This is a genomic window from Flavihumibacter sp., assembly GCF_036676075.1.
Taxonomy (GTDB): Bacteria; Bacteroidota; Bacteroidia; order Chitinophagales; family Chitinophagaceae; genus Flavihumibacter.
In genome coordinates this window covers 201,506-228,207 of the sequence record NZ_JAKFDQ010000006.1, presented here as the reverse complement: position 1 = coordinate 228,207, position 26,702 = coordinate 201,506, and the positions used below count along the sequence as shown (strand labels likewise).

Annotated in this window: 27 protein-coding genes; 19 read left to right on the top strand and 8 right to left on the bottom strand. The window is 42.1% G+C overall.

The genetic code is table 11. The annotated features are described in order from the left end of the window. Window positions 1–37 precede the first annotated feature (37 nt). Window positions 38–418, top strand: a complete 381-nt coding sequence (locus V6M43_RS01050; RefSeq protein ID WP_039131785.1) for an START-like domain-containing protein — start codon at window positions 38–40, stop codon at window positions 416–418. On the opposite strand, the gene V6M43_RS01045 is transcribed toward V6M43_RS01050, so the two are convergent. Further along, window positions 415–1,011, bottom strand: a complete 597-nt coding sequence (locus V6M43_RS01045) for a hypothetical protein (protein ID WP_332732196.1) — start codon at window positions 1,009–1,011, stop codon at window positions 415–417. The two genes, V6M43_RS01050 and V6M43_RS01045, sit on opposite strands and share 4 nt — an antisense overlap. 34 nt (window positions 1,012–1,045) lie before the next feature. On the opposite strand from V6M43_RS01045, the gene V6M43_RS01040 reads away from it, so the two are divergent. The 6 genes from V6M43_RS01040 (at window position 1,046) to V6M43_RS01015 (ending at window position 6,796) form a co-directional block, all read left to right on the top strand. Next, a complete protein-coding gene (locus tag V6M43_RS01040) occupies window positions 1,046–2,494 on the top strand; it encodes an LptF/LptG family permease (RefSeq protein ID WP_332732195.1) in 1,449 nt (482 codons plus the stop codon). Between the two features lie 19 nt (window positions 2,495–2,513). Next, entirely contained in the window at window positions 2,514–3,278 is a 765-nt protein-coding gene (locus V6M43_RS01035; protein ID WP_332732194.1) for a superoxide dismutase, read from the top strand. Next, complete coding sequence (locus tag V6M43_RS01030) at window positions 3,278–4,294, top strand: cation diffusion facilitator family transporter (protein WP_332732193.1); 1,017 nt, start codon at window positions 3,278–3,280, stop codon at window positions 4,292–4,294. The genes V6M43_RS01035 and V6M43_RS01030 overlap by 1 nt, the downstream gene beginning before the upstream one ends. A 24-nt stretch (window positions 4,295–4,318) precedes the next feature. Further along, a complete protein-coding gene (locus V6M43_RS01025) occupies window positions 4,319–5,692 on the top strand; it encodes a dipeptidase (protein WP_332732192.1) in 1,374 nt (457 codons plus the stop codon). Window positions 5,693–5,723: 31 nt separating this feature from the next. Then, window positions 5,724–6,104, top strand: a complete 381-nt coding sequence (locus tag V6M43_RS01020) for an RNA-binding S4 domain-containing protein (RefSeq protein ID WP_332732191.1) — start codon at window positions 5,724–5,726, stop codon at window positions 6,102–6,104. Between the two features lie 266 nt (window positions 6,105–6,370). Next, window positions 6,371–6,796: a hypothetical protein gene (locus tag V6M43_RS01015; protein WP_332732190.1), complete on the top strand. Its 426-nt coding sequence runs from the start codon at window positions 6,371–6,373 to the stop codon at window positions 6,794–6,796. 26 nt (window positions 6,797–6,822) lie between these two features. Here V6M43_RS01015 and V6M43_RS01010 read toward each other — a convergent pair whose 3' ends face one another. Then, a complete protein-coding gene (locus V6M43_RS01010; protein ID WP_332732189.1) occupies window positions 6,823–7,878 on the bottom strand; it encodes a response regulator in 1,056 nt (351 codons plus the stop codon). A gap of 152 nt (window positions 7,879–8,030) precedes the next feature. On the opposite strand from V6M43_RS01010, the gene V6M43_RS01005 reads away from it, so the two are divergent. The 8 genes from V6M43_RS01005 (at window position 8,031) to V6M43_RS00970 (ending at window position 16,791) form a co-directional block, all read left to right on the top strand. Then, window positions 8,031–10,415 carry a heavy metal translocating P-type ATPase gene (locus tag V6M43_RS01005; RefSeq protein ID WP_332732188.1) on the top strand — a complete coding sequence of 795 codons (2,385 nt, stop codon included), beginning with the start codon at window positions 8,031–8,033 and terminating at the stop codon, window positions 10,413–10,415. Between the two features lie 84 nt (window positions 10,416–10,499). Next, window positions 10,500–10,664: a cbb3-type cytochrome oxidase assembly protein CcoS gene (gene ccoS, locus V6M43_RS01000; protein ID WP_039131804.1), complete on the top strand. Its 165-nt coding sequence runs from the start codon at window positions 10,500–10,502 to the stop codon at window positions 10,662–10,664. A gap of 20 nt (window positions 10,665–10,684) precedes the next feature. Beyond that, window positions 10,685–12,808 (top strand): cytochrome-c oxidase, cbb3-type subunit I, encoded by a 2,124-nt coding sequence (ccoN, locus tag V6M43_RS00995; protein WP_332732187.1) that lies wholly within the window; start codon window positions 10,685–10,687, stop codon window positions 12,806–12,808. Window positions 12,809–12,825: 17 nt separating this feature from the next. Then, window positions 12,826–12,993 carry a CcoQ/FixQ family Cbb3-type cytochrome c oxidase assembly chaperone gene (locus V6M43_RS00990; RefSeq protein WP_332732186.1) on the top strand — a complete coding sequence of 56 codons (168 nt, stop codon included), beginning with the start codon at window positions 12,826–12,828 and terminating at the stop codon, window positions 12,991–12,993. A gap of 22 nt (window positions 12,994–13,015) precedes the next feature. Continuing rightward, window positions 13,016–14,209, top strand: a complete 1,194-nt coding sequence (locus V6M43_RS00985; protein WP_332732185.1) for a cbb3-type cytochrome c oxidase N-terminal domain-containing protein — start codon at window positions 13,016–13,018, stop codon at window positions 14,207–14,209. 10 nt (window positions 14,210–14,219) lie between these two features. After that, entirely contained in the window at window positions 14,220–15,632 is a 1,413-nt protein-coding gene (ccoG, locus tag V6M43_RS00980; protein WP_332732184.1) for a cytochrome c oxidase accessory protein CcoG, read from the top strand. Window positions 15,633–15,643: 11 nt separating this feature from the next. Then, the gene (locus tag V6M43_RS00975; protein ID WP_332732183.1) at window positions 15,644–16,084 is read left to right on the top strand and encodes a FixH family protein; all 441 of its coding nucleotides are present in this window, start codon (window positions 15,644–15,646) and stop codon (window positions 16,082–16,084) included. Continuing rightward, the gene (locus V6M43_RS00970; RefSeq protein ID WP_332732182.1) at window positions 16,084–16,791 is read left to right on the top strand and encodes a sulfite exporter TauE/SafE family protein; all 708 of its coding nucleotides are present in this window, start codon (window positions 16,084–16,086) and stop codon (window positions 16,789–16,791) included. Before V6M43_RS00975 ends, V6M43_RS00970 begins: the two co-directional genes overlap by 1 nt. Here V6M43_RS00970 and V6M43_RS00965 read toward each other — a convergent pair whose 3' ends face one another. From V6M43_RS00965 to V6M43_RS00950, 4 genes are all read right to left on the bottom strand, one after another. Then, entirely contained in the window at window positions 16,792–17,031 is a 240-nt protein-coding gene (locus tag V6M43_RS00965) for a hypothetical protein (RefSeq protein ID WP_332732181.1), read from the bottom strand. A gap of 34 nt (window positions 17,032–17,065) precedes the next feature. Then, window positions 17,066–18,625: a sensor histidine kinase gene (locus V6M43_RS00960; protein WP_332732180.1), complete on the bottom strand. Its 1,560-nt coding sequence runs from the start codon at window positions 18,623–18,625 to the stop codon at window positions 17,066–17,068. Window positions 18,626–18,658: 33 nt separating this feature from the next. Continuing rightward, on the bottom strand, window positions 18,659–19,462 hold the full coding sequence (locus V6M43_RS00955) for a hypothetical protein (RefSeq protein WP_332732179.1): 804 nt from the start codon (window positions 19,460–19,462) through the stop codon (window positions 18,659–18,661). Window positions 19,463–19,594: 132 nt separating this feature from the next. Further along, window positions 19,595–20,551, bottom strand: coding sequence for an acetyltransferase (locus V6M43_RS00950; protein ID WP_332732178.1), 957 nt, complete (start codon window positions 20,549–20,551; stop codon window positions 19,595–19,597). A gap of 100 nt (window positions 20,552–20,651) precedes the next feature. Between V6M43_RS00950 and V6M43_RS00945 the strand changes: the two genes are divergently transcribed. Genes V6M43_RS00945 through V6M43_RS00935 form a run of 3 tightly spaced genes read left to right on the top strand, consistent with a single transcriptional unit; the run spans window position 20,652 to window position 23,684 of the window. Continuing rightward, window positions 20,652–21,746, top strand: coding sequence for an efflux RND transporter periplasmic adaptor subunit (locus V6M43_RS00945; protein ID WP_332732177.1), 1,095 nt, complete (start codon window positions 20,652–20,654; stop codon window positions 21,744–21,746). Then, a complete protein-coding gene (locus V6M43_RS00940) occupies window positions 21,743–23,002 on the top strand; it encodes an ABC transporter permease (RefSeq protein WP_332732176.1) in 1,260 nt (419 codons plus the stop codon). The genes V6M43_RS00945 and V6M43_RS00940 overlap by 4 nt, the downstream gene beginning before the upstream one ends. A 1-nt stretch (window position 23,003) precedes the next feature. Continuing rightward, a complete protein-coding gene (locus V6M43_RS00935) occupies window positions 23,004–23,684 on the top strand; it encodes an ABC transporter ATP-binding protein (RefSeq protein ID WP_332732175.1) in 681 nt (226 codons plus the stop codon). Window positions 23,685–23,699: 15 nt separating this feature from the next. Here the strand turns inward: V6M43_RS00935 and V6M43_RS00930 are convergent, their stop codons facing one another. Then, window positions 23,700–24,584: a carbohydrate kinase family protein gene (locus V6M43_RS00930; protein ID WP_332732174.1), complete on the bottom strand. Its 885-nt coding sequence runs from the start codon at window positions 24,582–24,584 to the stop codon at window positions 23,700–23,702. Between the two features lie 23 nt (window positions 24,585–24,607). Next, a complete protein-coding gene (locus V6M43_RS00925) occupies window positions 24,608–26,080 on the bottom strand; it encodes a sugar porter family MFS transporter (protein ID WP_332732173.1) in 1,473 nt (490 codons plus the stop codon). Here V6M43_RS00925 and trmD point away from each other — a divergent pair. Beyond that, entirely contained in the window at window positions 26,024–26,701 is a 678-nt protein-coding gene (gene trmD / locus V6M43_RS00920) for a tRNA (guanosine(37)-N1)-methyltransferase TrmD (protein WP_332732172.1), read from the top strand. The genes V6M43_RS00925 and trmD overlap by 57 nt on opposite strands. Window position 26,702 lies beyond the last annotated feature (1 nt).

The window sequence follows — 26,702 nt, the reverse complement described above, 5'->3', positions numbered from 1 at the left end:
TTGATTGTAATCCCTTAAGACAGATATTGATTGGAGAATGAGTAAGAAACTAAAGTATACGCTGGAATATCCCGTGAGGTGTTCGCCTTCTATTCTATATGAATTTTTGAGCACTCCGGCCGGCTTGCAGGAATGGTTTGCTGATAAAGTTGATGAAAGAGACCAGGTGTTCAGTTTTTCATGGAATGGGTCGATAGATAAAGCAGAAGTTCTGGAAAGTGAAGAAAATAGTTTTATCCGTTTTCACTGGCTCCATGCACCTAAAGAAGAGTTTTTTGAATTCAGAATTGAGAAATCAGAAGTTACCAACCAAACCATTTTGGTGATAAATGATTTTGCAGATAAGAAAGAAATCAAAGACCAGAGCCAGTTGTGGGGCTACCAGGTTAAAGACCTCTTCCATCGTCTCGGAAACTAATCTTTCAGTAAATCCATCCAACTACTGAACCCTTTCAGCAGGAATGAAGGAGCTAGTTCATAATTGGCTACTGGTAATACCAGTGCCAATTTGACGTATTCATTTATTTCTGCAAGCCGGGTGAGTTCCGTTGGTTGAAATTCTGTGAGCAACCTGTAATTATCCCTTCCAAAATGGTGCTCCCACGGTGATGGATGAACGCATAAATGAGTTCCCTGTGGTGATCTTTCTATATTTTTTACCACTTTATCTTTGAATTTCCCCGACACTTGGATTGTCACGGAGAAGAAATTTCCCCACCAGAATAAATGACGAATAGCAAGCGTAGCTCCCGGATCGAAAACGCGGGGGAAGTCGAGCATTACCCAGGGTAATTCACGATACTGTTCTCCCCGTGAAATTTTTGGAGATTGTTTGCTGACTTCGGGCGGGAGTCTCAATCTATTTTCATTTATATAGTCTGTCTCATACCTGCTTATTGCTCCGAACATTTCGATGATCGATTTAATAGCACTGTTCTTCGTTAAAATGATGTCAGGATCCTGAACCATTTCCCTTTCCTTTGGGGAAAGCTGTATTTTTACCGCATCCATTGAATAAAGTTATCCAAAAACATTCCGCAACACTGTGATAAAAAAACTCGATAAACTTATCCTCAAAGCCTTTATTGGGCCTTTTATCGCTACTTTTTTCATTACTGTATTTGTGCTTGTACTTCAGTTTTTCTGGCTTTACATTGATGATTTTGTTGGCAAGGGTCTTGATCTGTTTACTATAGGCCAGGCCATTATTTATGTAGGGGCTACTGTTGTACCACTGGCACTTCCCCTGGCCGTGTTATTATCATCCATCATGACCTTCGGCAACCTGGGTGAAACATTTGAACTGGTAGCGATAAAGTCGGCCGGCATTCCTCTGCTACGATTTATGCGGCCAATCATGTTTGTGAGTTTACTACTTTGTGGAGTTGCATTCATGTTCAATAATTATCTTCTTCCGGTATCCAATCTTAAACTAAACAGGCTTAAATATGATATAATCAATAAAAAGCCTGCCTTTGACCTAAGGGAAGGTGCGTTCTATACAAACATTCCAGGTTATGCAATTAAGGTGGGAAAAAAAGAAGCAGATGATTCAACCTTAAGAGATATCATCATTTTTGAAAAGGACTATAATCTGCAGGACAATATTATCATCGCAAGGAAAGGGATCATGAAGGTTTCAGACGATAAGCGATTTCTTGAATTCAAACTTATGGATGGGTGGCGTAATACTGAAAGGGGTTCCAGAATGTCAACCAACACTGAGTATATAAGGCTTGGTTTTAAGGAGTTCAAAAAGGTGTTCGACCTCAGCAGTCTTCAACTCACTAAAACGGAAGACAGCTTATTCCGTGATAATTATCAAATGTTAAGTGTCCGTCAGCTAGACAAAGCAATTGACTCATTGGAAACCATTCATGATTTCTTCCGAAAAAAGATGATGACTGAACTTTCTTCGTCGATCCCCTTCCTACTTCATCTGGATACTGGCTATCGGAAACCAACAACCGAGGTTGCGGTTAAGTCGAGTAAAGATATAATTGCTGACACCATGCTCCCTGGAGTTAATGAAAGAGTGATATCTCAGCTCTCTGTAATAAAAAGCACGCTGGAGATCAATAAAAGTGAATATGAGAATCGCTCAAAAAGTCTTCGGTTACACAAGATGGTATGGCATGAAAAATTCACCATGTCACTCGCCTGTTTTGTATTATTCCTGATAGGGGCCCCACTGGGTTCCATTATTCGGAAGGGTGGTATTGGAACGCCACTGGTTTTCGCAGTGATCTTCTTTGTGATATTTTTCCTGCTCAATAATTTCGGTAAAAAATTTGTGAAAGAAGCCGTGCTTGCGCCGGGATGGGGTATGTGGATGGCAACATATATCCTGTTACCCATTGGTGTTTTTCTGGTATATAAGGCAATGCACGATTCGCAATTGTTCAACAAAGAGTTTTATTTCAGGACCTTCCGTAAGATAAGGCCCTGGTTTGAACGGATAAAAAATAGTCGCGGTGCTCCTGAACCGCAGTAACTTTAAAAAAACCGGTAGTATGAAATCAAATCCACAATCAAGGCGTGCATTCCTTTTAAATGGTACCAAAGCATCGCTGGCATTCAGTATTGGAAGTACTGTAATTGGAAGCAGCCTTTTGTCCTCCTGCAAAACGGCTTCCAAGAACATTTCCAATCCATTCGTTACAGGTTTTGAACAAAAGCCATTACCGTACGATTACAAAACACTTGAGCCATACATCGACGCGCAAACAATGGAGATTCATTATACCAAACATGCGGCAGCCTATGCAAAGAATCTGAATGATGCTGCAATCGCCGAAGGAATTGATCGTTCCAAACCCCTGGAGCAGATTTTTGGAGGTATATCGAGGATGTCAGAGAAACTACGAAATAATGCTGGTGGTCATTATAACCATGAGTTGTTCTGGCAAAGTATGCGTGCTTCCAGGTCAGACAACAAACCTGGCGGAAGCCTGGCATCTGCATTGGAAAGTAAATTTGGTTCCTTTGCCAATTTTAAATCAGTGTTCTCAGAAGCCGGAAAGAATCGTTTTGGCAGCGGCTGGGCATGGCTGGTACTTATGGGCGATAAGCAGCTCATCGTAACATCCACCCCAAACCAGGATAATCCCCTCATGGACGTGGCAGGTACAAGAGGTATTCCTTTGCTTGGACTCGATGTATGGGAGCATGCCTATTACCTGAAATATCAGAACAAGCGTGCTGATTATATTGACAACTGGTGGAATGTGGTGAATTGGGAATATATCCAGAAACGCTTTGATATGGCCATGAAATAATGGAGACGCAGAAAGAGAATTTCAGGGTACAGCAATGGGTGGTATTGGTAGCCGTTATATTATTTGGCCTTAAGATCGCCGCCTATTTTCTGACCCGCTCGGTTTCAATTCTCACAGATGCACTTGAAAGTACTGTGAATGTGATCTCCGGTTTCATCGGGCTATACAGTCTATATGTTGCTTCCAAGCCCCGTGACATGGATCATCCCTACGGTCATGGAAAAGCTGAATTTATTTCAGCAGCAGTTGAAGGAACATTGATTATGATTGCGGGGCTCATCATAATTTATGAGTCAATAAATAATTTCATACACCCACACCAGCTTAAGCAGCTTGATACCGGTATGATACTGGTTGCAATTGCAGGAGTGGTGAATTATATAATGGGTTATATAGCCATAAGGCGTGGCAGAAAAAACAATTCACTGGCGCTCATGGCAAGCGGGAGGCATCTTCAATCAGATACATATTCTACCATCGGCATACTGATTGGTGTTGCATTAATATGGTTCACCGGTATACAGTTGATAGATAATATTGTGGCGATGATCTTTGCCTTTATCATCATCTTTACCGGATACCGGATCTTGCGTGAATCTCTTGCCGGTATTATGGATGAGGCTGACGAGGAGTTGCTGGGAAAGATGGTGGACTCCCTCAATAAAGAACGGCGGATACAGTGGATAGACCTCCATAATTTGAGGGTCATCAAGTATGGAAGTATTCTTCATGTTGACTGCCACCTTACTGTTCCATGGTACCTTAATGTACGGGAAGCTCATGTAGAGGTGGAAGCACTGAGCAAGCGAATAAGAGAAGAATTCGGCGACACGATAGAACTCTTTGTCCATTCTGACGGATGCCTTGAATTTTCCTGCCCAATCTGTGCAAAAACCGATTGCACAGTTAGGAAACATCCCTTTGAAAAAAGAATTGAGTGGACTATAGAGAACATATTATCAGATGAAAAACATAAGCTTCCCGGCACATCGGATGCTTTGAATAAATCCACCTAAATTAGTGGCGATAAAAAGATGATCATGAATGCATGGAAAGAATACCAGGACCAGCATAAAGACAGGTTTCTGAACGAATTACTCGAATTATTAAGAATACCCAGTGTTAGTGCCCGAAGTGAGCACAAAGCTGAAATGGTCAAATGCGCCGAAGCTGTTCGCAATAGCCTTATTGCTGCCGGGGCAACCAAAACGTCTATTTATGAAACCCCGGGGCACCCTATTGTATACGGTGAGTTGATAACTGACCCCTCCAAGCCCACTGTTCTGGTTTATGGTCATTATGATGTTCAGCCGCCAGATCCGCTTGAGCTCTGGAACAGCGGCCCTTTTGAGCCTGTAATAAAAGATGGGAAGATCTATGCAAGAGGAGCCTGTGATGATAAGGGCCAGTTCTATATGCATGTAAAAGCAATGGAAACAATGGTGGCAGGTGGCGAGATGCCAACCAATATTAAGTTTCTGATTGAAGGTGAAGAAGAAGTTGGATCCCCTAACCTGGCTGATTTTGTGAAAGCCAATAAAGGTCTACTTGATGCCGATGTTATCTTAATCAGTGATACAGCCATGATAAGTATGGATACACCTTCCATTGATATTGGCGTTCGTGGTTTATCATATATAGAAGTTGAAGTAACCGGTGCAAACCGCGATCTGCATAGTGGAGTTTATGGAGGAGCGGTAGCTAACCCAATAACCATCCTGGCCCAGATGATAGCTTCTCTGCATGATGAAAATAACCATGTCACAATTCCCGGTTTTTATGATGACGTGGTGGAAGCAACTCCTGAGGAAAGGGAACTGATGGCGAAAGCCCCCTTCAATGAGGAAGATTTCAAAAAAGACCTTGGAGTGAAGGCTCTATGGGGTGAAAAAGGATATACTACCAACGAACGCACAGGAATACGCCCTACCCTTGAGCTTAATGGCATATGGGGTGGCTATACAGGTGAAGGTGCTAAAACCGTACTTCCCTCAAAAGCATATGCAAAGATCTCCTGCCGGTTAGTTCCTGACCAGCAGAGTGACAAGATAACTAAGTTGCTGATAGATCACCTGCTTTCCATCGCTCCTGATAATGTAAGCGTGAAGGCCTCACTACATCACGGCGGCGAACCATACATGACCCCAATAGATTCGGATGGCTATAAAGCAGCCGCTATGGCCATAGAAGCCACTTTCGGTAAAAAGCCCATACCCGTTCGGGGTGGTGGAAGTATTCCCATCTGCGCCCTTTTCGAAAAAGAATTGGGTCTCAAGATCGTATTTATGGGATTTGGACTGGATAGCGATAATCTGCATTCACCCAATGAAAAATATGACCTTGTCAATTACTATAAGGGCATAGAGACCATTCCTTATTTCCATACTTATTTCGCAGAATTGCTGGAACATTAAAAACTGATAAAGCCAATCATTCAGTAATTAAATGGAAAAGATCAGACTCGACAAATATCTTTGGTCCATACGCCTTTTCAAAACCCGGAGTATAGCCTCTGAGGCTATTGATAAGGGGAGGGTAAAAATGGGCGGGGTTGCGGTGAAGGCTTCCAGGGCCGTAGCAATCGGTGATGAATATGAGGTAAGGACCGAGGCCCGAAAATGGGTAATCAGGGTGGCTGACCTCCTCAGCAAACGTGTACAATACAGCGAGGCCATTAAATACTACGAAGACCGTACTCCTGAGGAAGAACTGGAAAGAATCAGCTTCCAGGCAGCCAGCTTCCATACCGGAAAGCGGTTGAGCAAAGTAGGCAGGCCCACCAAGAAAGATCGCCGCGATATGGACAATTTTACCACAGAAGACTGATATACCTAAAATACCTGATTTTCTTCCCATCAGCCCCTGTACAGAGTTACCTCAAAGGCTGATAAAAGTCAACCCATGACACTCTTCAAGTCATGATTTATGGCTTCCCATAAAGATATTTTTGTGACGTTGATAAGATCATGTAAACATCCGGCTACAGGAAATTCATAGCTGGTACCGAAACTGAACTGATCATCAACCCAAGCAGGAAAAGGAAACAATAAACTGAGCGAAATCAGATGTATTTATCTATTAATTGGAAAGTTATGACCATTCAGATAGCTGAAACCCGGCACCTTAAGGAAGTACAGCAGGATTTTAATAACTACTTTCCTTTCCTGAAGATCGAATTCTTCCGGAAACAGCATGGTGTTGAAAAACCTTCACCTGCGCAGAGGATGTTTGCTCATACCCTGAAGATTGGAGATGTGCGTATTACCAAGGAGGAGGGTGAGCTGGAGGTGGAACCTGCAATGACCGTTGCTGAACTTGAACAGAATTTATGGAAGCGGTTTGGTTTGGCGGTGCAGGTATTCCGAAAGTCTGGCAATCTCTGGCTGGAAACAACCATGACAGACAAATGGACGCTTCGCCAACAGAATGATCATGGCCGGGAGATAAGCAGTCCTAACAATGCTAACCCTAAACCTGCTGCTGCTGAGGATTTCGAATTGCAGCGGGGAGAAGACTAATAACGGTCAATTATATATCAGGTGACTCAGTATAATAAGTTACTGAGTTTGGCAAGATCAGTAATGCGGATCTTGCCTTCTTTTATTTCAATAAGTTTCTCAGATTTAAAATCGCTCAGCGTCCGGATAAGTGATTCAGTGGCTGTACCAACATATTGGGCAATATCTTCCCGTGAGATGTCGATGGGCACGGGTTCTGCACCGGCGTTAAATTTATGCTGGATATCAACGAGGGCCTTGGCCACCCGTTTGCGCAGAGAGTCATATGCCAGGTGAAGAAGGCGGTCTTCCTTATCTTTTACATTCCCGGTAATGAGCTTTATGAATTTGCCGGCAATGGTCATATCATTGAATACAGCCTGCAGGAAATCCTCGCGTGGAATCATTGCCAGTTCTGCTTCTTCAAGCACTTCAGCGGTATCTTCATACGTGCTGTTCTCGAGTAAAGCAACATAACCTATATAATCACCAGTACTATACAGATTGGTTATATATTCTTTACCATCCTCATGGAGGCGGTATGCCTTCACCTTACCGGATTTTAAATAGTACAGATATTTAGGTCTTTTACCCTCACTGTACACCTGCTGTCTTTTTGAAAGAAATTCTGTCTCATATTGTTCCGGATCCATATGCATGAATCCCGATTCCTTGAGATCCTGCATAAGTTCATTCATCCCCTTTTCAGTACCTGCATATTTATGTTGAAGTATATCCTGCTTCTTCAGGCGGATCTCTATTGCATTAAGTAATTCTATATCATCGAAAGGCTTTGTAATAAAATCGTCGGCTCCCATTTCCATTCCTTTCCTGAAATCACTTCTCTCCACTTTGGCAGTAAGAAAGATGAATGGCACATGCTCGGTTTCAGGGTTCTTTCGCAGGAGATGTAGTACTCCGTAACCATCAAGCTCGGGCATCATAATATCGCAAACTACCAGATCAGGTTTCTCAACAAGGGCGAGCTCCACTCCTTTTTTGCCATTCTCCGCTGTAAAGGCATGATATCCCCCCAAAGTCAGTATTTCAGCAATATTTTCACGGATCTCATTGTGGTCGTCGATGATCAGAATACGTTTCATCCGGAGTTTTTAAAATTGAAAAAGTTGCAAAATGTTTGATTTGCAGCCTCAAATAAACGAAAATGCGGTGATTGAGAAAAATCAGTTCCTACCCTGAATCTAATCACTACCACTGAAAACGCTTAGATTTAGTTTAGCGCAAAATATTTTGGGTGCCTACAGCTGTAAATAAAATGACCGTCTGTTATCACTGCGGAGAAGATTGTATTGATGGTTTTATTCTTCATGAAGAACAATCATTCTGTTGTGAAGGCTGCAAAACCGTATACCAACTTCTAAACCACAATGGGCTCTGCGATTACTATGACCTTAACGCCAACCCTGGCCAGAGCCTTCGGAAACCGGTCAGAAAAGACAAATTCTCTTTCCTTGAAGACGATAAGATCCAGCAACAACTAATAAGCTTCAGGAATGAAGAACAGACCCATATTAATTTTTACCTTCCACATATTCACTGCAGTTCCTGCCTTTACCTCCTTGAAAACCTTCATAAGCTTAACAGGGCTGTTGTACGAACAACCGTAAATTTTTCACGTAAAGAAGTTGATATCATTTTTAATCATGGCCACACCAGCCTCCGCGAGGTAGCTGAACTGCTCACCAATATTGGATATGAACCTTATATTTCACTTAACCAGCTGAAGGATAAAAAACCGCGTTTGCCAAGAACGATGATCTATCAACTTGGTGTTGCGGGCTTCTGTTTTGTGAATATCATGCTGATGAGTTTCCCGGAATACCTGGGACTTGAATCTGCTGAGAAGCACCTGCAATACGCCTTCCGGTATCTTAACCTTATTCTTGCTTTACCCGTACTCCTCTTCAGTGCCCAGCCTTTTTACGAATCAGCCTGGAAAAGCCTGCAGCACCGGTTTCTGAATATTGACGCGCCAATTGTTCTCGCTATATGGGTAACCTTTTTCCGAAGCATTTTTGAAGTACTTACCGATACCGGCAGTGGTTATTTCGATTCTTTTGCCGGAATTGTTTTCTTCATGCTTATTGGTCGCGTATTACAGGATAAAACTTACCAGCAATTATCTTTTGAACGCGACTATACCGCATATTTTCCAATTGCTATTACCGTGCTCAGAGAGGATAAAGAACTTCCTACCGCGCTGCCCGATATTAAAGCCGGAGATACACTACTTATCCATAATGAAGAACTGGTTCCTGCAGATGGTATTCTAACCCGTGGAAAAGCTTTTATCGATTATAGCTTTGTGACTGGCGAATCACTACCTGTTCTTAAGGAAATGGGTGAGATCATTTATGCCGGGGGCAAACAAACAGGTGGCAATATGGAACTACTTGTTGTAAAAGAGGTATCTCAAAGTTACCTAACACGATTGTGGAACCAGGGAGAAGATAAATCAACTGAAGAAAAGGGAATTTCTTTTGTACATATGCTAAGCAGGTATTTCACTTATATAGTACTTACCATCGCAGGCATCAGCGCAATTTACTGGAGCATTTTTGACAGCAGCCGCATCTGGCCGGCAGTTACAGCAATATTGATCATCGCTTGTCCATGTGCACTACTCCTGTCTAACAGTTTCACCAATGGGAATATCCTTAGAATCCTGGGGAGAAATAAGCTTTACCTGCGGAATGCCCAGGCCATTGAGGAAATGGCGACTATCGATTATATAGTTTTTGATAAAACCGGAACACTTACAACTACCCAGCAACATGATATTGCATATGAAGGAGAACCTCTTTCCAAAGCTGATCGGGAAGCTGTGTCTGCGCTGGCCTCTCAATCGGGGCATCCACTCAGCAAAGCTCTGGTAAAGGAATTAGGCAGAAACCAGCTTACAGTTCAGGGATTTTGCGACCATCCCGGTAAGGGCATTGAGGGCATGATCAATGGCATATTATATTCGCTGGGCTCCTATGCTTATTTAACGGCACAAGAAGGCAGCTCTGAAGGAACCAGGGTTTACGTGGCAAAGGGAAAAAGCATATGTGGCTATTTCAGCTTCCGCAATCATTACCGCGATACGGTAAATGAGTTGCTCCGTGACCTGCGTACTGAACTTAAAATTTCTGTTATTTCAGGAGATAATCCAGGCGAAAGACAGGCATTAGAAAAACTTGCAGGCCGGAACACTACCATTCTATTCAACCAGAAACCACATGATAAACTTGCCTATATCCAGCATCTTCAGAGCCGGGGTAAGAAAGTCATGATGGTAGGCGATGGTCTCAATGATGCCATCGCTATGCGTGAAAGCAACCTGGGAATAGCGTTAGCAGAAGATACCAACAGCTTCACTCCTGCAAGTGATGGCATTATGGAGTCAATGCAACTTGGTAAACTTCATCGCTTCATCAAACTGAGCAGGGCCAACAGGATGATCGTTATGGCGAGCTTTGTTATGAGCATTGTTTATAATATAATAGGGCTTTCCTTCGCGGTTCAGGGTGATCTAAGCCCGCTGGTTGCAGCTATCCTTATGCCTGCCAGCTCTCTAAGTATCATTGCACTCACTTTCAGCACTACCAATCTCACCGCCAGGTGGCTTAAACTATGACGGTGAGTAAAATCACCTGATTTTGTGAGTATGATCATAATTCTCACTATGCGCTGAAGATACTTTTACAAAAATTTACCAGGCATGGGTGTAATCATATTGCTTCTAATTGCAAGTATCGCTGTTGCGGCGATATTCCTGCTAGGATTTATATGGAGCGTCAAAGACGGTCAGTATGAAGATGAGTTTTCGCCTCCGGTCAGAATGCTATTTGATGATAAACCCGGCAATGATAGTCCAGAAAAATAACCTGATAAACAGTCCCTCTTATGCAGATTGAAAAGTTCAGTTACGACAACAAGATCGTTAAATGGTTCGCCTTTGCCACCATGTTATGGGGCATTGTGGGAATGCTGGCAGGCCTCTGGGCCTCCATCTCATTATTTTATCCAGGCATCAACCTCAACTATGCTCCAACCACTTTTGGCAGAATGAGACCTGTTCACACCAATGCGGTAATATTTGCCTTTGTTGGGAACGGCATTTTCATGGGAGTTTATTATTCACTGCAACGGCTCTGTAAAGCCAGGATGTATAGTGACCTGTTAAGTAAAATACATTTCTGGGGCTGGCAGGGTATAATATTAGTAGGGGCACTCACCCTCTGGGCCGGTTTTACTACCGGCAAAGAGTATGCGGAACTTGAGTGGCCGGTTGATATTGCCATTACCCTTGTATGGGTAATTTTTGGAATCAACATGTTTGGCACCATTCTGAAGCGCCGGGAGAGTCATCTTTATGTTGCCATTTGGTTCTACATTGCTACCTGGGTAACGGTGGCGATGTTACACATCGTTAATAGCTTTGAGATCCCGGTTACTCTTTTCAAAAGCTATAGCTGGTATGCAGGTGTTCAGGATGCTTTGGTGCAATGGTGGTATGGTCATAATGCGGTTGCGTTTTTCCTGACTACCCCTTACCTCGGACTGATGTATTATTTCCTGCCAAAGGCAGCCAACAGGCCTGTTTATTCATACAGACTTTCCATCATTCACTTCTGGGCATTGATCTTCATGTATATATGGGCTGGCCCCCACCACCTTCTTTATACTGCATTACCTGACTGGGCACAATCTCTCGGAGTGGTATTCTCTGTTATGTTGATTGCACCTTCCTGGGGTGGTATGCTGAATGGATTGTTCACACTGCGTGGTGCATGGGACAAGGTGAGGGAAGAACCGGTATTGAAATTCCTTGTAGTTGCTGTTACCTGTTATGGTATGGCCACATTTGAAGGACCCATGCTAAGCCTTAAAAATGTAAATGCCATTGCCCACTTTACTGACTGGATAATTGCACACGTGCATGTTGGTGCATTGGGCTGGAATGGCTTCCTGACATTTGGTGTATTATACTGGTTAATCCCCCGCATGTACAATACACCGCTTTATTCTAAGAAACTGGCGGGCACCCATTTCTGGATTGGTACAATAGGTATTGTATTGTATGCAATTCCACTTTACTGGGCTGGGTTTACCCAGAGCATGATGTGGAAAAATTTTACAGAAGAAGGTCAACTGAAATTCCAGTTTCTGGAAACAGTAACAAATATCATCCCCATGTATATCACGAGAAGCATTGGCGGTACGCTTTATCTGGCCGGTGCCATTGTGATGGTGTATAACCTTTATAAAACAATGAAGGCAGGAAGCTTTGTGGCCAATGAAGAAGTAGAAGCCGCGCCTTTGCCAAAAGTTATTGCTACCCATGGCAAGGAGCACTGGCATCGTTGGATTGAGAAAAGACCTATCCAGATGCTTGTATTCAGTTTTATTGCTGTTGCAATTGGAGGCGTGCTTGAATTTGTTCCTGCTTTTCTTATTAAAAGTAATGTGCCCACTATCTCAAGTGTAAAGCCATACACACCTCTTGAGCTTCATGGTAGGGATATTTACATTAGGGAAGGATGCTATACTTGTCATTCCCAGATGATACGGCCATTCCGTGATGAAGTGGCACGTTATGGCGAATACTCAAAAGCGGGAGAGTTTGTTTACGATCATCCGTTCCAGTGGGGTTCAAAGCGTACTGGGCCCGATCTGGCTCGTCAGGGTGGAAAGTATCCAGATAGCTGGCATTACAATCATATGCTCGATCCGCAATCAATGAGCCCCGGCTCTATTATGCCATCCTACACCTGGTTGTTTGATGACAAGATAGACACAGCCAGAACACCTGCTATGATCAGAGCCATGCAGACCCTGGGCGTTCCTTATGAGGAAGGTTATTCCAATAAGGCAAACAAGGATCTCATGAACCAGGCCAATGGCATTCGGATAAACCTCAAGATGGAAAAAATAGAAACTGCAAAAGATGCAGAGATCGTGGCTTTAATAGCATACCTGCAGCGGCTTGGAAAAGATATTAAAGGAGCGCAGGTGGCTGAGAAATAATCATAAATAATTACAATATGAAATTCATCAACTATCTCGAATCTATATCTGGCATCAGCATATTTGGACTGAGTTCACTATTGATATTCAGTGTAATATTCCTGCTGGTACTGATCTGGACTATTAAGGCTGACAAAAAACTGATTGAAGAAATCAGCAATATACCCTTAGACAAGAACAACTAGACAAACTCTTAAAACAACCGGTATGTTTTTTAGCAATAAAGCAATGGTGATGTTGCAACGCACTGGCAAATCAGGAATAATGCTGATGGCATTGCTGACAGCATCCCAAACTCTTTGGGCAAAAGGTGCAACGGGACCAAAGGCGGAGAACAGCCTTGAAAATCCGCTGGCATTAACTCTTCTGATTATAATCGGTGCACTGGCACTGGTAAATGTACTGCTGGCATGGGTTGTAAATGGTGCAGCAGATGTTTTCATTACAAGGTACAGACAGTCGCGGGCAGGTACAACAGGAGCTGCATTATTAATCATTTTCCTGACCCTTTTATCAGGGGAGTCAATGGCACAGGAGGCGGCGGCAGCAGCTGCAACTGTACCAACAAACGTTGGCGGCCTTGACAAACTGACATTCGGCTTCCTTGTGGGAATAATATTTATGGAGCTGATCAGTATTCTATACATGTTATACAACCTTCAGTTGTTGCTCCGGAAAGAAAAGGTTGTTACAGAAGAAGAGAAAGTTGCTAAAGCAAAAGCCAAGGCTGCCAAAGGCAACTGGTGGACCAAACTTAACAGCTTCAAGCCACTTGAAAAAGAATCTGATATCGATCTTGGTCATGATTATGATGGAATCAGGGAACTGGATAATAACCTGCCCCCATGGTGGCTTTATGGATTTTATGCCTGTATCCTTTTTTCCGTGATCTATCTATGGAGATTCCATGTTACGCATAGTGCTCCATCAACAATACAGGAATATGAAATTGAAGTGGCCAGGGCGGAAAAGCAACAAGAGGAGTTTTTGAAAAAATCAGCGAATAAGGTTGATGAAAATACCGTGGTGATGCTTGACGCTGGCGCAATAGCAGCAGGTAAAGCCTCTTATATTACCAACTGTGCAGCATGTCACGGACAGGCGGGAGAAGGCACTGTAGGTCCGAATCTTACAGATGATTACTGGTTACACGGTGGCAGGATCAATGATATCTTTAAGACAATTAAATATGGTGTTCCCGAAAAAGGAATGCGTGCATGGCAGGAAGACTTCAGCCCCATGCAAATAGCTCAGCTATCCAGTTATATAAAATCCATCAAAGGATCGAACCCGGCAAATGCTAAAGCACAACAGGGTGATCTTTATATGGAAGCGCCCGCTACAGATTCAACAGCAGCCCCGGTTAAAGATTCAGCAGCAGTGACCAAAACGACTCAGTAAATAAAAAGGAATGTCAACAACGGAAAAGGAAATACGGGATGAAAGCAGTTTTCGTGACAGGATTGCAACGGTGGATGCCAGCGGCAAACGCAAATGGGTGTTTGCACAAAAACCTAAAGGCCGTTTTACCAATTACAGAACATATGTAAGCTGGTTTTTCTTTATTGTTTTCATCGCCCTTCCATTCATTAAATATAATGGAAGACCACTTTTCCTTTTCAACATTCCCGAGGCCAAATTTATCATTTTCGGCAAGGTATTCTGGCCCCAGGATTTTTTCATATTTGGATTAACGATGGTTGCATTTGTGATATTCATTGTATTGTTCACAGCAGCCTTCGGAAGACTTTTTTGCGGGTGGATTTGTCCCCAAACAATATTCATGGAGATGGTGTTCCGCAAAATAGAATATGCCATCGAAGGAGATGCCACGGAGCAGAAACTACTTTCCAAATCGGCCTGGAACACCAATAAGATCATCAAAAAATCAACAAAACACCTGGTTTTTTTCCTGATGTCCTTTCTCATAGCCAATTTTTTTCTTTCCTATATAATTGGTGTGGACGCATTATGGTCTATCATAACCGGACCCGTATCAGAGCATCTTGGGGGTCTTGCGTCCATTATGATCTTCTCAGCAGTTTTTTATGCCGTATATGCTTTCTTCCGTGAACAGGCATGTACGGTTGTTTGTCCGTACGGAAGGCTCCAGGGCGTGTTACTTGACAGAAATTCCCTGATTGTTGCCTATGACTATAAAAGAGGGGAACCAAGGGGGAAAGTCAAAGAAAAAGAATCCCTCCATCTGGGTGACTGTATTGATTGCTTTCAATGTGTAAAGGTTTGTCCAACGGGTATCGATATCCGTAATGGCACTCAGCTCGAGTGTGTCAATTGTACTGCGTGTATTGATGCCTGTGACAATATAATGGATAAGGTAGGGAGGCCGCGCGGATTGATACGTTATGCTTCAGAAAATGGAATTGAAAACCGGGAGACACTTAAATATACTACCCGAATGAAGCTTTACACAGCTTTATTACTGGTGTTGCTGGTAATCTTAACTACACTACTCGTAACCCGTAAAGATGTGGATGCAACCATCATGAGAACGCCGGGAATGCTTTACCAGGAAAGGGGCAACGATAGTATAAGTAATCTTTACAACATAAAAGTGGTAAATAAAACGATGGCAGATATTCCATTAACAGTGAGGCTGGAGAGAGCTGATGGAAAAGTTGAGATAATTGGAGGTGGCCCCGTAATTGTTAAACAGGAAGGCCAGGGTTCGGGATCATTTTTTATAGTACTTCCACGAAAGGCGATATTTGATAGGAAAACATTGATACCACTGGGACTTTACGAAGGGGAAAAGAAGATCGCAGTATTAAAAACAAATTTCCTGGGGCCTGTGGCACCATAAATTATAAGAACATGAATTTCGGACATAAAATACTATTGACTTTTATCGCATTTGCATTATTGATGGGAACATTGGTATACATGAGTCTTCAAACCGAATTTGAATTGGTATCCAAGGATTATTACAAAGAAGAGTTGGCATACCAGGATGTAATAGATGCCACCGACAATGCAAAATCACTGGAAACAAGCGTTTCTATAACACAAGAGGATGACAGCATTATCTTACACATGCCGGAAGAAATGAAGGGTCAATACCTGATTGGCGAAGTATATTTCTATTGTGCTGCTGATTCAAAGAGGGATCGTAAGATAGCCCTCCAGGCAGATAGAGAAGGATTGCAGCGATTTGCGATAGGTAAAGATGTACTGCCTGCAGCGTATCGTGTTAGAGTGAACTGGAATGCTGATGGAAAACAATTTTATAATGACAGTTACCTTCAGGTACAATAATGAATATTGAAATAATTATAGCCGGATTAAGCCTGGGGCTGATAAGCAGCTTTCACTGTGTTGGGATGTGTGGACCCATTGCTTTTGCCTTACCAGTTCAGCATCTTAGCAACATAAGCAGGTATTTGGCTATAATAAATTATCATCTTGGAAGGGTACTAACCTATTCAATTCTTGGTGCCATTTTCGGTATAATGGGAAGGCAAATTTATCTTGCCGGATTCCAGCAGTGGTTCTCGATTCTGTTGGGTGTAGCTGTTCTTTTTTTATTGATAGGATATGGAAGGTCAAGGACGCGTATTCAACCTTCGATTTTCAAAAAACTACAATATAGAATTCAGGAGTGGATGGCATTGCTATTAAAAGATAGCAGACCGGGAGCCTTCCTTTTACTGGGTATGGCGAATGGCTTATTACCCTGCGGCATGGTATATCTGGCAATAGCAGGTGCATTAAGCAGCAGTGAAATTACGGATGGCATATTGTTCATGGCTGCATTTGGTTCGGGTACTCTCCCGGCAATGTTAGCGTTGAGCATGTTTGGTCACCTCGCAAGCATAACCATGCGTAATAATATTCGCAAGCTAACACCATACGTGATCGCCACCATGGGTATCTTACTCATACTTCGCGGTTTGAACCTTGGAATACCTTTTATAAGCCCTGTGCTGGAAGCTTCCCGGCCCGAATCAGCGGTATGCCACTGATTAAAACAATCCCAGCATTTCTTTCTCCCTGTCTCCATAACCCCATTCTTCCCCATCTTCCAATTCCCTTACCGGTACTGAATCATCTTTTAATACGGTAAATACCAGCCACAATACAACCAGTGGTGAAAGCGTAAAGAGGATAGTTACCAGCCCTGATCCGGCACCCAGTACGTACAAAATAACATACACCAAAAGGTATAAGGTCGCGATTATTGCAACTATAATACTTCTGTTCATATACAGGAAATGCAAATAACCTGCCAGCACTTTATTAATTCAGGCGGTTACAGGGGAGTTTGACAGTGACAGTAGTACCCACATTCAGTTCACTATCAAATGAGATCTCCCCCTGGAGCAGATCAATATACCTTTTAACAATATGGAGACCTAGGCCGGTGCCCTGAATATTAAATGCATTTTTAGCACGGAAGAAACTATCAAAAAGATATTCCTGATCCTCCTTAGCAATGCCGATACCCTCATCCTTAACTTTAATAACAACATTCGAATCAGCCCTGAAAATAGATACCCTGATCCGTTTTTCTACCTCCGAAAACTTTAACGCGTTGCTAAAAAGATTAATTAGCACATGTTTTAAAAGGCGCTTATCTGTTGCGCAAAGAGGAGAGCCTTCCAAATTGGTTTCAAATACCTGCCCTTTTTTCATTACAGTTTTTAGTTCCTCTTCCACTTCAAAAACCAATTCATGAATATTGAATTGGGAAATCTGTGTTTCAACCTTGCCTTCTTCCAGTTTGCCGAATGAAAGGAAATCTTCCAAAAGGTCATTGAGGTGATGCACGGCATCCTTGATCCGGAAAACATGTTTATCACGCTGTGGTTGTTCCGTTTGTTGCTGGTATCTGCTTATCAGGGTAGCCGAGGATAAGATGGTACTTAGTGGAGTCCGAAATTCATGGGAGGCCATTGATACAAACCTGCTTTTAATTTCATTGAGCTCCTTTTCCTTGTTAAGCGCTTCCTCTAATTCAATTTGAGATCGTTCCAGTTCCTGCAGAGCTTCCTTAAGAATCAGGGTTCTTTCCTCTACTTTGGTTTCAAGATCAGTATTTAGTTTTCGAACATCATTGGTAACTTTTTCCAATTGTTCTTTCTGCAGCAGTAGTTTACGTTCGGCTTCTTTACGTTGGGTAATATCGATAATAAAAGCAATAACATACTGATCTTTCTTATCGCTGAAATGGCTTAGGCTTACTTCAACCGGAAACTCGGAAGCATCCTTTCGACGAGCAAACAGATCCCTTCCCTGCCCCATTCTGCGATTGCTTGGTTTATCATAAAACTGGTTGCGATAATTGTGGTGGTTAGGCTGGAAACGCATGGGGATCAGGATCTCAATAGCTTGCCCCAGAAGCTCAGACTTATGATAGTTGAAAAGTCTTTCTGCTTCCGGATTAACCAGAATGATCTCTCCCTTACCATTGGTCAGGATTATACCTTCAGTTGCATGTTCAAAAAGCGCTGTAACCTGTCGTTCTTCCTTTTCAAGACTACGGTAAAGTTTTTTAAGGTAGATGACCAACATCATTGTCATGATGATAACTATAGCCGAAAAAAGTCTTTGCAGCAAAACCTGGCTTATGCTAATAGTTGAATCCTGATAGAAAAAGGATATGACTGTAAAAGCCAGGCCGGTAAATCCGAAAATCCTTGTGTAGAGATCGTCTTTCAGGAAAATAGTCAATAAGATGGCAATTATATATCCACCATCAAAAAAACTATAATCCGGTTGCTGATACTGCATTACAGCAGTTGCCATAATAACGGCAAAACTAAAAAGTATGATCGGCAGTGGGTTCTCTTTGAACATACCGGAAAGATACTAAGTAACCCAATACTTACATCAGTCCGCTGGTACAAGAACCGGTGCCCCTACACTTGCAGGTGGTGTAATATCATTAGGTTCTGAAGATGAGGAAGGCTGTGGAGCATTCTGGAAGAGATTCAACTGACCTCCACTAACGGTTGTTGCATTACGAATACGGATTGACACACGCGGCAGCGAATTTGATGATCCATCTGTGCGACGAGAAACAGTTAACACATCAAAGGCAACAATTCCAAGATTGGCACCCATGAGATTTGCCTGGAGAGGTGAATAATTGGTGCTGATTTCACTATCATATACAACTGCAATCACAGTCTTACCCTCCAGCATTTTTAGGCCTGTGGCGCGTAAAGGCGTAACATCCCTGATTTCATCCAGCAAAACTTCAGGATCATCATTACCAGAACCCAGGCCGGGACCAGCCTGTAAAAAATTACGTGCTCCATTCGAAGTTGGGCCGGCGTTTTTCCAGCTCTCGGGTATAGTACGCAGTGCATGCCAACCTTCATCACCAACATCGCCGGTATAGAGTGTTATAGTTTTACCTACATTATCCTGAAAATATTTCAATGGTTGACGGAGCCCTGGTTTGGCTAATTGATCATTCACTGCTTCAGCGGAAAAATTGTTGGGAGGATTTCCATTATCTATGCTCTCCTCATCGATGACAAGGAATACCGGAGCCCCTTCGTTTGTTGTTACTTCCCCAGAGGGGTTTTCAACATCCTCATTCTCATCCTTTGAACAGGATAACAAAGAAAATACAAGAACAGTATAAAATAACTTAGATACTAATCTGTAAGGGATTGGAAATAACATGGCTGGTTGGTTATGGTGAATTTAATGGAGAACAAAAACCAATCCATTTGGGTTAGTTCCGATTTTTCTAACCTTTTTTTAATGGTTGTGCAACAAAAAAAGCCATCAATTAACTATACATCAAACAATATTCTACCGGTTAATAGAATACCGTAATGAAACAAGGCCGGTTTCATATGTATGCGAATCCAGGAGATCAAGTTTGATCCTTTCGCTTAGTCCCTGGAATAAAGGCTTTCCTTTCCCAAGTAAAATGGGATGCACAGATAACCATAATTCATGAACAAGTCCTAATTGCATAAGTGAACTTGTCAGTGAGGCTCCTCCATATAACCAGATATCTTTACCAGGCTGCCTTAAGATATTTTTCACTTCCGCCTCAATATTTCCCGATATTAAAATGCTTTCATCATCCAGTGATTCTAACGTATTGGAAAAGACATATTGCTTTAGTTTGGGCATCCCCCCCGCATCAGGCATTGATTTCACAAGGTCATAAGTTAGACGACCTATAAAAACAGCATCTACACGATCGAAAAAATCCTTAAGACCATAATCCTGGTCTGTAAAACACCAGTCGTATTCCCCATTGGGACCTTCAATTAATCCATCCAGTGAAACTGCGAGGCCGAGAATTACTTTACGTTGGTTTCCAAAGCTCATATGTAAAAGAGGATAAGGTTTTCCCAATCCATCCTTTTCGGACCTCCCTGTTATTACAAAACCCATATGCTTATAAAATGCAACTGCACGTTCATTCTGTTCATTTACATCCACAGAATTGGCATGTTGTTCATTCACTGCAAAAAGAAGCAATGCCTTTCCCAACCCTTTAGCCATAACCTGGGGATCCACAAATAACATTTCTATTTTATTAGCGGCTATGCCGGTAAATCCAAGAATGGTTTCTTCCGGATCAGTAATAACAAATAAATCAACAAGGTCAAGGTATTCATCCCTGATAAGGGGCCGGAAATAAATAATATCAGCCTCTGAGAGAAAATGATGCGTTGCTCTTACTGATGCTTCCCATATATCGAGGATAGCATGATAATCGGTTGGCCTTGCCTTTCTTATAAGATGGTTCATATGCATAAAATTAGTAACAATCAGCCGGTGTTAAAAGTCAATATTGAAAAACTTAAGGTACTTTTAGTAATCAGATCGAGATACCAATCAAGCCGGAATTATGTCACCCTGGAGACAACTAATAATCAGTTCAGTTACAGTAATTTTCTTATGCACAGCCTGTAAGGATAAACAGGAAAAAACCAGACCCATAATCGAAAGTATCACAGAATCGGTTTATGCTTCCGGCACCATTAAAAGCAGGAACCAGTATGAAGTTTATTCAACCGTTAGCGGCATAATAAAAGAAATAATGGTTGAGGAGGGGGATACCATTCGTAAAGGAACACCACTAATTGTACTTTCCAATGATGCTGCAGAACTGAGTACCGAAAATGCAAGGCTGGCAGCCGAGTATTCTGCTGCTTCCAACAAGACTGACCGCCTGGAAGAATTAAAAGCAGGGATAGAGATTGCGGAGCGTAAATACAAAAATGATTCTACTTTGTATGACCGCCAGAAAAATCTGTGGTCGGAAGGTATAGGAACTAAAAATGAATTGGATCAAAGAGAACTGGCTTCCCAAACATCAAATAAGAATTATGAAATAGCTGTCAGGCGATACAATGAAGTAAAAAAAGAAATAGAGTTTATTGCCAAACAATCAAGGAAGAATCTACAGATCAATACATCATTGCAGAAAGACTTCACTATTCGAAGTGAGGTGGATGGAATGGTATTTTCAATCCTCAGGGAAAAAGGGGAAATAGTATCACCACAGATGCCTGTTGCTGTTATTGGCAATGCAACTGATTTCCTTCTGGAACTTGAGGTGGATGAATATGATATCGCAAGGATAAAGCCTGGTCAAAAAACGCTGATAAGCCTTGATAGTTACAAGGGGATGGTGTTTGAAGGTTATATTACAAAAATCAATCCTATTATGAATGAGCGTTCGGGCACATTCACAGTGGAAGCGGTGTTTACTAAAATGCCCGACAGGCTTTATCCAAACCTTTCCACTGAAACCAATATCATTATACAAACCCGTGAAAGAACAATGACAATACCCCGAAATTACCTGATGGAAAATGACCAGGTAATGCTTGAAGATAAATCAATAAAAAAAGTAGTTACCGGCTTAAAAGATTATCGGAAAGCTGAGATTATCAGCGGACTTGATACAACCGATATCATACTATTACCATCAAAATGAATGCAAAGCTCATCATAGATATTGCACTATCGTTATTGAGGGCCCGGTGGAAACAAACACTGGTGGCGGCTATAGGGGTCACTTTCAGTATAACGATGTTTATAACGCTCCTGGGTTTCATGAATGGCTTAAACGATATGCTGGATGGACTCATTCTTAACAGAACTGCACATGTAAGGCTATTCACAGAAATTAAACCCAAAGCAGACCAACCTGTTTATGAACATCCCGAGTTTAAAGATAATCACAACATTCTTCATTCGATAAGGTCAGGTAATAGCAGGGAGTCTATCTATAATAGCGGTGCCATAATAAAAACATTGCAGCAGGATAACCGGGTAATTGGTATCGCTCCAAAACTAAAAGCACAGGTATTTTTTAATGAGGGCAATATCGATATTACCGGTGTTATAGATGGTATAGATGTGGAAGCAGAAGCAGCACTATTTTTTTTCAATGATTATGTGGTAAAGGGAAATGCTGCTGATATCCGGAATCTGGCCAATACTATAATACTGGGAAAAGGTTTAGCAGAAAAACTTCTTGTGGATATAGGAGATGTTGTTCAGATTACAACCGCACAGGGTGAAAGTTTCAGACTAAAAGTTGCTGGATATTTCCAATCAGGTCTACAGGATCTGGATAAGGTTCAGAGTTATGCTTCCATACAAACTGTTCAGAAGTTGCTGGGAAAGCCTGCCGACTATATAACAGATATTCAGTTAAAGGTGAGGGATATCGATGATGCACCTGCCATGTCAAAAGAGTTCGCGAAAACATTCAATATCGATTCAGAGGATATCCAGTCAGCGAATGCCCAGTTTGAAACAGGATCCTCGGTAAGATCGCTGATATCATATGCTGTAGGAATAACGCTGCTGATTGTTGCTGGTTTTGGGATATATAATATTCTCAACATGATGATCTATGAAAAAATGGATTCTATAGCAATTATGAAAGCCACAGGATTTTCCGGTAAAGATGTGAACAGGATCTTTATGGTTATAGCATTAAGCATAGGATTTTTCGGGGGACTTACAGGTTTGGTTTTTGGATTTCTTATTTCATCCGTTATTGACCAGATACCATTCAATACCGCCGCACTGCCAACAATAAAAACATACCCAATTAACTATGATATAATTTATTATGGTATTGGATTCAGTTTTTCTATGTTCACTACATTTCTGGCGGGCTATTTTCCTGCAAGAAAGGCAAGCAAAGTAGATCCGGTGATAATTATCAGAGGAAAATAATATGAGCAACATCATCCTTGAAGCCCGGCATATAACAAAAGATTTTACAGACCCGGTTCGCATGAATGTGCTGAATGATATTTCCTTTTCCGTGGGTAAAGGTGAATTCGTGTCTGTTGTCGGAAAATCTGGTTGTGGAAAATCAACGCTTCTCTATATTCTCTCTACAATGGATACTGATTACAACGGTGAATTATGGATCGATAACGAAATGGTAACAGGCCGAAGAGAACAGGAACTTGCTGCCATCCGAAATGAAAAAATTGGTTTCGTCTTTCAGTTTCACTATTTATTGAATGAGTTTACCGTTCTTGAAAACATAACCCTTCCGGGGCGGAAATTAAACAAGATAACAACGCAGGTACTGGAACACAGGGCCATGAAACTGCTACGTACACTGGGAATAGAGCATCTCTATAACAAAAAAGCAAACCGGATTTCAGGTGGTGAAAAACAAAGAGTTGCTATCGCCAGGGCGCTGATCAATGAGCCCCAGATCATTATGGGTGATGAGCCTACTGGTAATCTGGATAAAAAAAACAGTGAAATTGTCTTCGAAATTTTTCAGCAACTCTCCCAGGAATTCAACCAGAGTCTTCTGATCGTTACACATGATCCGGAGTTTGCCGCACGCACATCCAGGGTAATTGAAATGGAAGACGGAAAGATCATCCGGCAATAAATTAAGTACCCTTTCTTATTGTAACATATTTTCAATTTCTTCCAGATTATAATCAGGACATCCTCCTTCCCTTGTAGCAATTAATGAACCCAAAGCACAGGCATAACTAAGCGCCTGGTCAGCATGCCATCCATGAATGCTTTTTGTGAGGTATGCGGCAAGGAATGAATCGCCGCTTCCAACCGTATCTGCAACCTTTACTTTATAACCCGGATGTTCATAAAAAACTCCGTTTGTATTCACTATAGCACCATTTGCACCTCTTGTAATAATTAGCGTCGGAATCCAGAATTTTTCCTGCAGCAATAATATGCGTTCCTGTATGTTGGAAATGGGCCCATACCATTCACTGATCAGGTTTAATTCATCTTCATTCATCTTTACAATATCCGCTACGGCCAGTAATTCTTCAACGGTTTTTGCATTAAAATGGGGTGGACGTAAATTTATGTCGAGCACCTTATTAGTCGCCCTTTCAATAAATTTGAAAAGTGTATTATAGGATTGCTTGTTCCTTGCGGCCAGGCTCCCAAACACAAAATGATCGGCATTTTTTATAAGACCTTCCATCGAATCGAACCATTGTATATTATCCCATGCAACAGGTGCACAAATTTCATAGGACATCTCTCCCCTTTCATTAGGGGTAGCATTAACAATACCTGTAGGTAGTGAATCATCTCTCTGGATAAAATCAGTATTAAGGCCTTTTTCCTGGAAAATTTTTAAGAGCTCAGTACCTCTGTCATCTGAGCCCACACGGGAAATCATGGCGGGACTATTACCTAATTTTTTCAGGTGATAGGCTACATTCATTGGAGCGCCTCCAGGCTTACTTCCGGTTGGCAAAAGATCCCACAAAACTTCGCCATAGCATACCACGTTAAAAGCTGCAGACATATTTTTCAGTTTGAAAGATTTTATCAATGCATAATGATAGTATGTTCCAGCTGTTCAAGAGATCTGCCTTTTGTTTCAGGCATTAGTTTCCATACGAATACCAGTTGCAGCACCATCATCAATGCAAAGAACAGGAATGTAGTTCCTCCGCCAAGGTAAGAGGTCAGCATGGGGAATGAAAAAGCTATTATGGCTGCCATCACCCAATGGGTAAGGCTGCCAAGTGTCTGGCCCTTCGCACGCACCTGGTTTGGAAATATCTCAGAAATAAAAACCCATATAACAGCTCCCTGGGAAAAAGCAAAAAATGCAATGTAAACCAATAATAAAACTGTTACCATCAGGCCCCCGAAATCATTCATGAAAAAGGCACGTGAAACCAAACCAAGGGTAATGATCAAACCCACTGAACCAATTAACATTAGGGTTCGCCTCCCGAACCTATCAATAAAATTCATGGCAAGCAGTGTAAAGATGAAATTGACCAACCCTATTCCTACACTTGAAAGAAGAGAGGATTCCTTTTCTAATCCAGTCATCTCAAAAATCCGTGGGGCATAATAAATTATTGCGTTTATACCAGACACCTGGTTAAAGATCGCGAAGGTGACTGCCAGAAAAACGGGGAACCTGTGTTTGGGCGAAAACAGTTCGGCTCCCTGAACGGTCTGATCCCTCATCATGTCCGCTTTTATTTCCTCCACTTCCGCTTCATATCCGGAAGGGTTTATGATCTTAAGTACTTTCGTGGCTTCTTCTATTTTACCTTTCTTAACGATAAGCCAACGAGGGCTTTCGGGCACCAGCCTCAATAATACCAGGAATAATAACGAAGGGATCACCTGAACCCCAAGCATCCATCTCCATGATGAATCACCACCCTGCCCAATCAGATAATTAGACAGGTAAGAAACAAGAATACCAAATACGATATTGAACTGGAATAAAGCCACGAGTTTGCCACGTGATTTGGCAGGAGAAATTTCTGATATATAAATGGGAGCTGTTACTGAGGAGGCGCCAACCCCTATCCCACCAAGGAACCGGAAGATCATAAATACAAACCAATTGGTAGCCAGCGCAGTACCTAGTGCTGAAAATAAATACAGAATTGCTATTAATATTAGTGTGTTCTTACGCCCCAGTTTTTCTGAAGGGATGCTACCGATCAAAGCACCCAGAATGGTCCCTATCAGGGCAATTGATATTGTTAGACCATGTTGCGTATCGCTAAGCTGCCAGTATTCCTGAATTGATTGTTCAGCACCGGATATCACTGCAGTATCAAAACCAAACAGGAATCCGCCAAGCGCAACGATAATACTCCAGAGGAACACTTTATTTCTCATATAGCAATTAGTTGATGAAAGTGATAATGCATTTAAATTAAGTATAATATCCTGAAACAACCATGAAAGATCAGCCCCTATCTTTGCAACATGCGTATAGATATCATTTCCGTTGTTCCTGAACTTCTGGAAAGTCCACTGGGCCATTCCATCATGAAGCGTGCACAGAACAAAGGTTTGCTTGAAATACAGGTCCATCATCTGCGCAAATGGGCTGTTAACGAGTATGGACAGGTTGACGATTACCAGTATGGGGGTGGTGCGGGTATGGTAATGATGTGCGAACCTTTGGCAAAAGCAATTGATGAGCTTTCTCTTGATAGAAAATACGATGCTGTTATCTATATGACACCTGATGGTGAAAGATTCGAACAGCGAACTGCCAACAGACTCTCTCTATTTGAAAACCTCCTAATCATTTGTGGCCATTATAAAGGTATTGACCAGCGGATCCGGGATGAGTATGTAACGATGGAAATTTCCATTGGGGACTATGTTCTAAGCGGCGGTGAACTTGCAGCAGCCGTAGTGACCGATGCAGTTGCACGCCTATTGCCCGGAGTACTCAATGATGAAACTTCTGCATTGACCGATTCATTCCAGGATGATTTACTTGCCCCTCCCGTTTATACGAGGCCGGCCGACTTCCGGGGGCTGAAAGTGCCTGAAATATTGCTTAGTGGCGACCTCCGTAAAGTGGAAGAATGGCGTTTCGAACAGGCGCTCCAACGAACACGTGAAAGAAGGCCGGATATGCTGGGGGAATAAT

Excerpts from the sequence above, each read along its gene's own strand:
- V6M43_RS01050 (WP_039131785.1), top strand. The coding sequence starts at position 38 with ATGAGTAAGAAACTAAAGTATACGCTGGAATATCCCGTGAGGTGTTCG.
- V6M43_RS01045 (WP_332732196.1), bottom strand. The coding sequence starts at position 1,011 with ATGGATGCGGTAAAAATACAGCTTTCCCCAAAGGAAAGGGAAATGGTT.
- V6M43_RS01035 (WP_332732194.1), top strand. The coding sequence starts at position 2,514 with ATGAAATCAAATCCACAATCAAGGCGTGCATTCCTTTTAAATGGTACC.
- V6M43_RS01030 (WP_332732193.1), top strand. The coding sequence starts at position 3,278 with ATGGAGACGCAGAAAGAGAATTTCAGGGTACAGCAATGGGTGGTATTG.
- V6M43_RS01025 (WP_332732192.1), top strand. The coding sequence starts at position 4,319 with ATGAATGCATGGAAAGAATACCAGGACCAGCATAAAGACAGGTTTCTG.
- V6M43_RS01020 (WP_332732191.1), top strand. The coding sequence starts at position 5,724 with ATGGAAAAGATCAGACTCGACAAATATCTTTGGTCCATACGCCTTTTC.
- V6M43_RS01015 (WP_332732190.1), top strand. The coding sequence starts at position 6,371 with ATGACCATTCAGATAGCTGAAACCCGGCACCTTAAGGAAGTACAGCAG.
- V6M43_RS01010 (WP_332732189.1), bottom strand. The coding sequence starts at position 7,878 with ATGAAACGTATTCTGATCATCGACGACCACAATGAGATCCGTGAAAAT.
- ccoS (WP_039131804.1), top strand. The coding sequence starts at position 10,500 with ATGGGTGTAATCATATTGCTTCTAATTGCAAGTATCGCTGTTGCGGCG.
- ccoN (WP_332732187.1), top strand. The coding sequence starts at position 10,685 with ATGCAGATTGAAAAGTTCAGTTACGACAACAAGATCGTTAAATGGTTC.
- V6M43_RS00990 (WP_332732186.1), top strand. The coding sequence starts at position 12,826 with ATGAAATTCATCAACTATCTCGAATCTATATCTGGCATCAGCATATTT.
- V6M43_RS00985 (WP_332732185.1), top strand. The coding sequence starts at position 13,016 with ATGTTTTTTAGCAATAAAGCAATGGTGATGTTGCAACGCACTGGCAAA.
- ccoG (WP_332732184.1), top strand. The coding sequence starts at position 14,220 with ATGTCAACAACGGAAAAGGAAATACGGGATGAAAGCAGTTTTCGTGAC.
- V6M43_RS00975 (WP_332732183.1), top strand. The coding sequence starts at position 15,644 with ATGAATTTCGGACATAAAATACTATTGACTTTTATCGCATTTGCATTA.
- V6M43_RS00970 (WP_332732182.1), top strand. The coding sequence starts at position 16,084 with ATGAATATTGAAATAATTATAGCCGGATTAAGCCTGGGGCTGATAAGC.
- V6M43_RS00965 (WP_332732181.1), bottom strand. The coding sequence starts at position 17,031 with ATGAACAGAAGTATTATAGTTGCAATAATCGCGACCTTATACCTTTTG.
- V6M43_RS00960 (WP_332732180.1), bottom strand. The coding sequence starts at position 18,625 with ATGTTCAAAGAGAACCCACTGCCGATCATACTTTTTAGTTTTGCCGTT.
- V6M43_RS00955 (WP_332732179.1), bottom strand. The coding sequence starts at position 19,462 with ATGTTATTTCCAATCCCTTACAGATTAGTATCTAAGTTATTTTATACT.
- V6M43_RS00950 (WP_332732178.1), bottom strand. The coding sequence starts at position 20,551 with ATGAACCATCTTATAAGAAAGGCAAGGCCAACCGATTATCATGCTATC.
- V6M43_RS00945 (WP_332732177.1), top strand. The coding sequence starts at position 20,652 with ATGTCACCCTGGAGACAACTAATAATCAGTTCAGTTACAGTAATTTTC.
- V6M43_RS00940 (WP_332732176.1), top strand. The coding sequence starts at position 21,743 with ATGAATGCAAAGCTCATCATAGATATTGCACTATCGTTATTGAGGGCC.
- V6M43_RS00935 (WP_332732175.1), top strand. The coding sequence starts at position 23,004 with ATGAGCAACATCATCCTTGAAGCCCGGCATATAACAAAAGATTTTACA.
- V6M43_RS00930 (WP_332732174.1), bottom strand. The coding sequence starts at position 24,584 with ATGTCTGCAGCTTTTAACGTGGTATGCTATGGCGAAGTTTTGTGGGAT.
- trmD (WP_332732172.1), top strand. The coding sequence starts at position 26,024 with ATGCGTATAGATATCATTTCCGTTGTTCCTGAACTTCTGGAAAGTCCA.
- V6M43_RS00925 (WP_332732173.1), bottom strand. The coding sequence starts at position 26,080 with ATGGCCCAGTGGACTTTCCAGAAGTTCAGGAACAACGGAAATGATATC.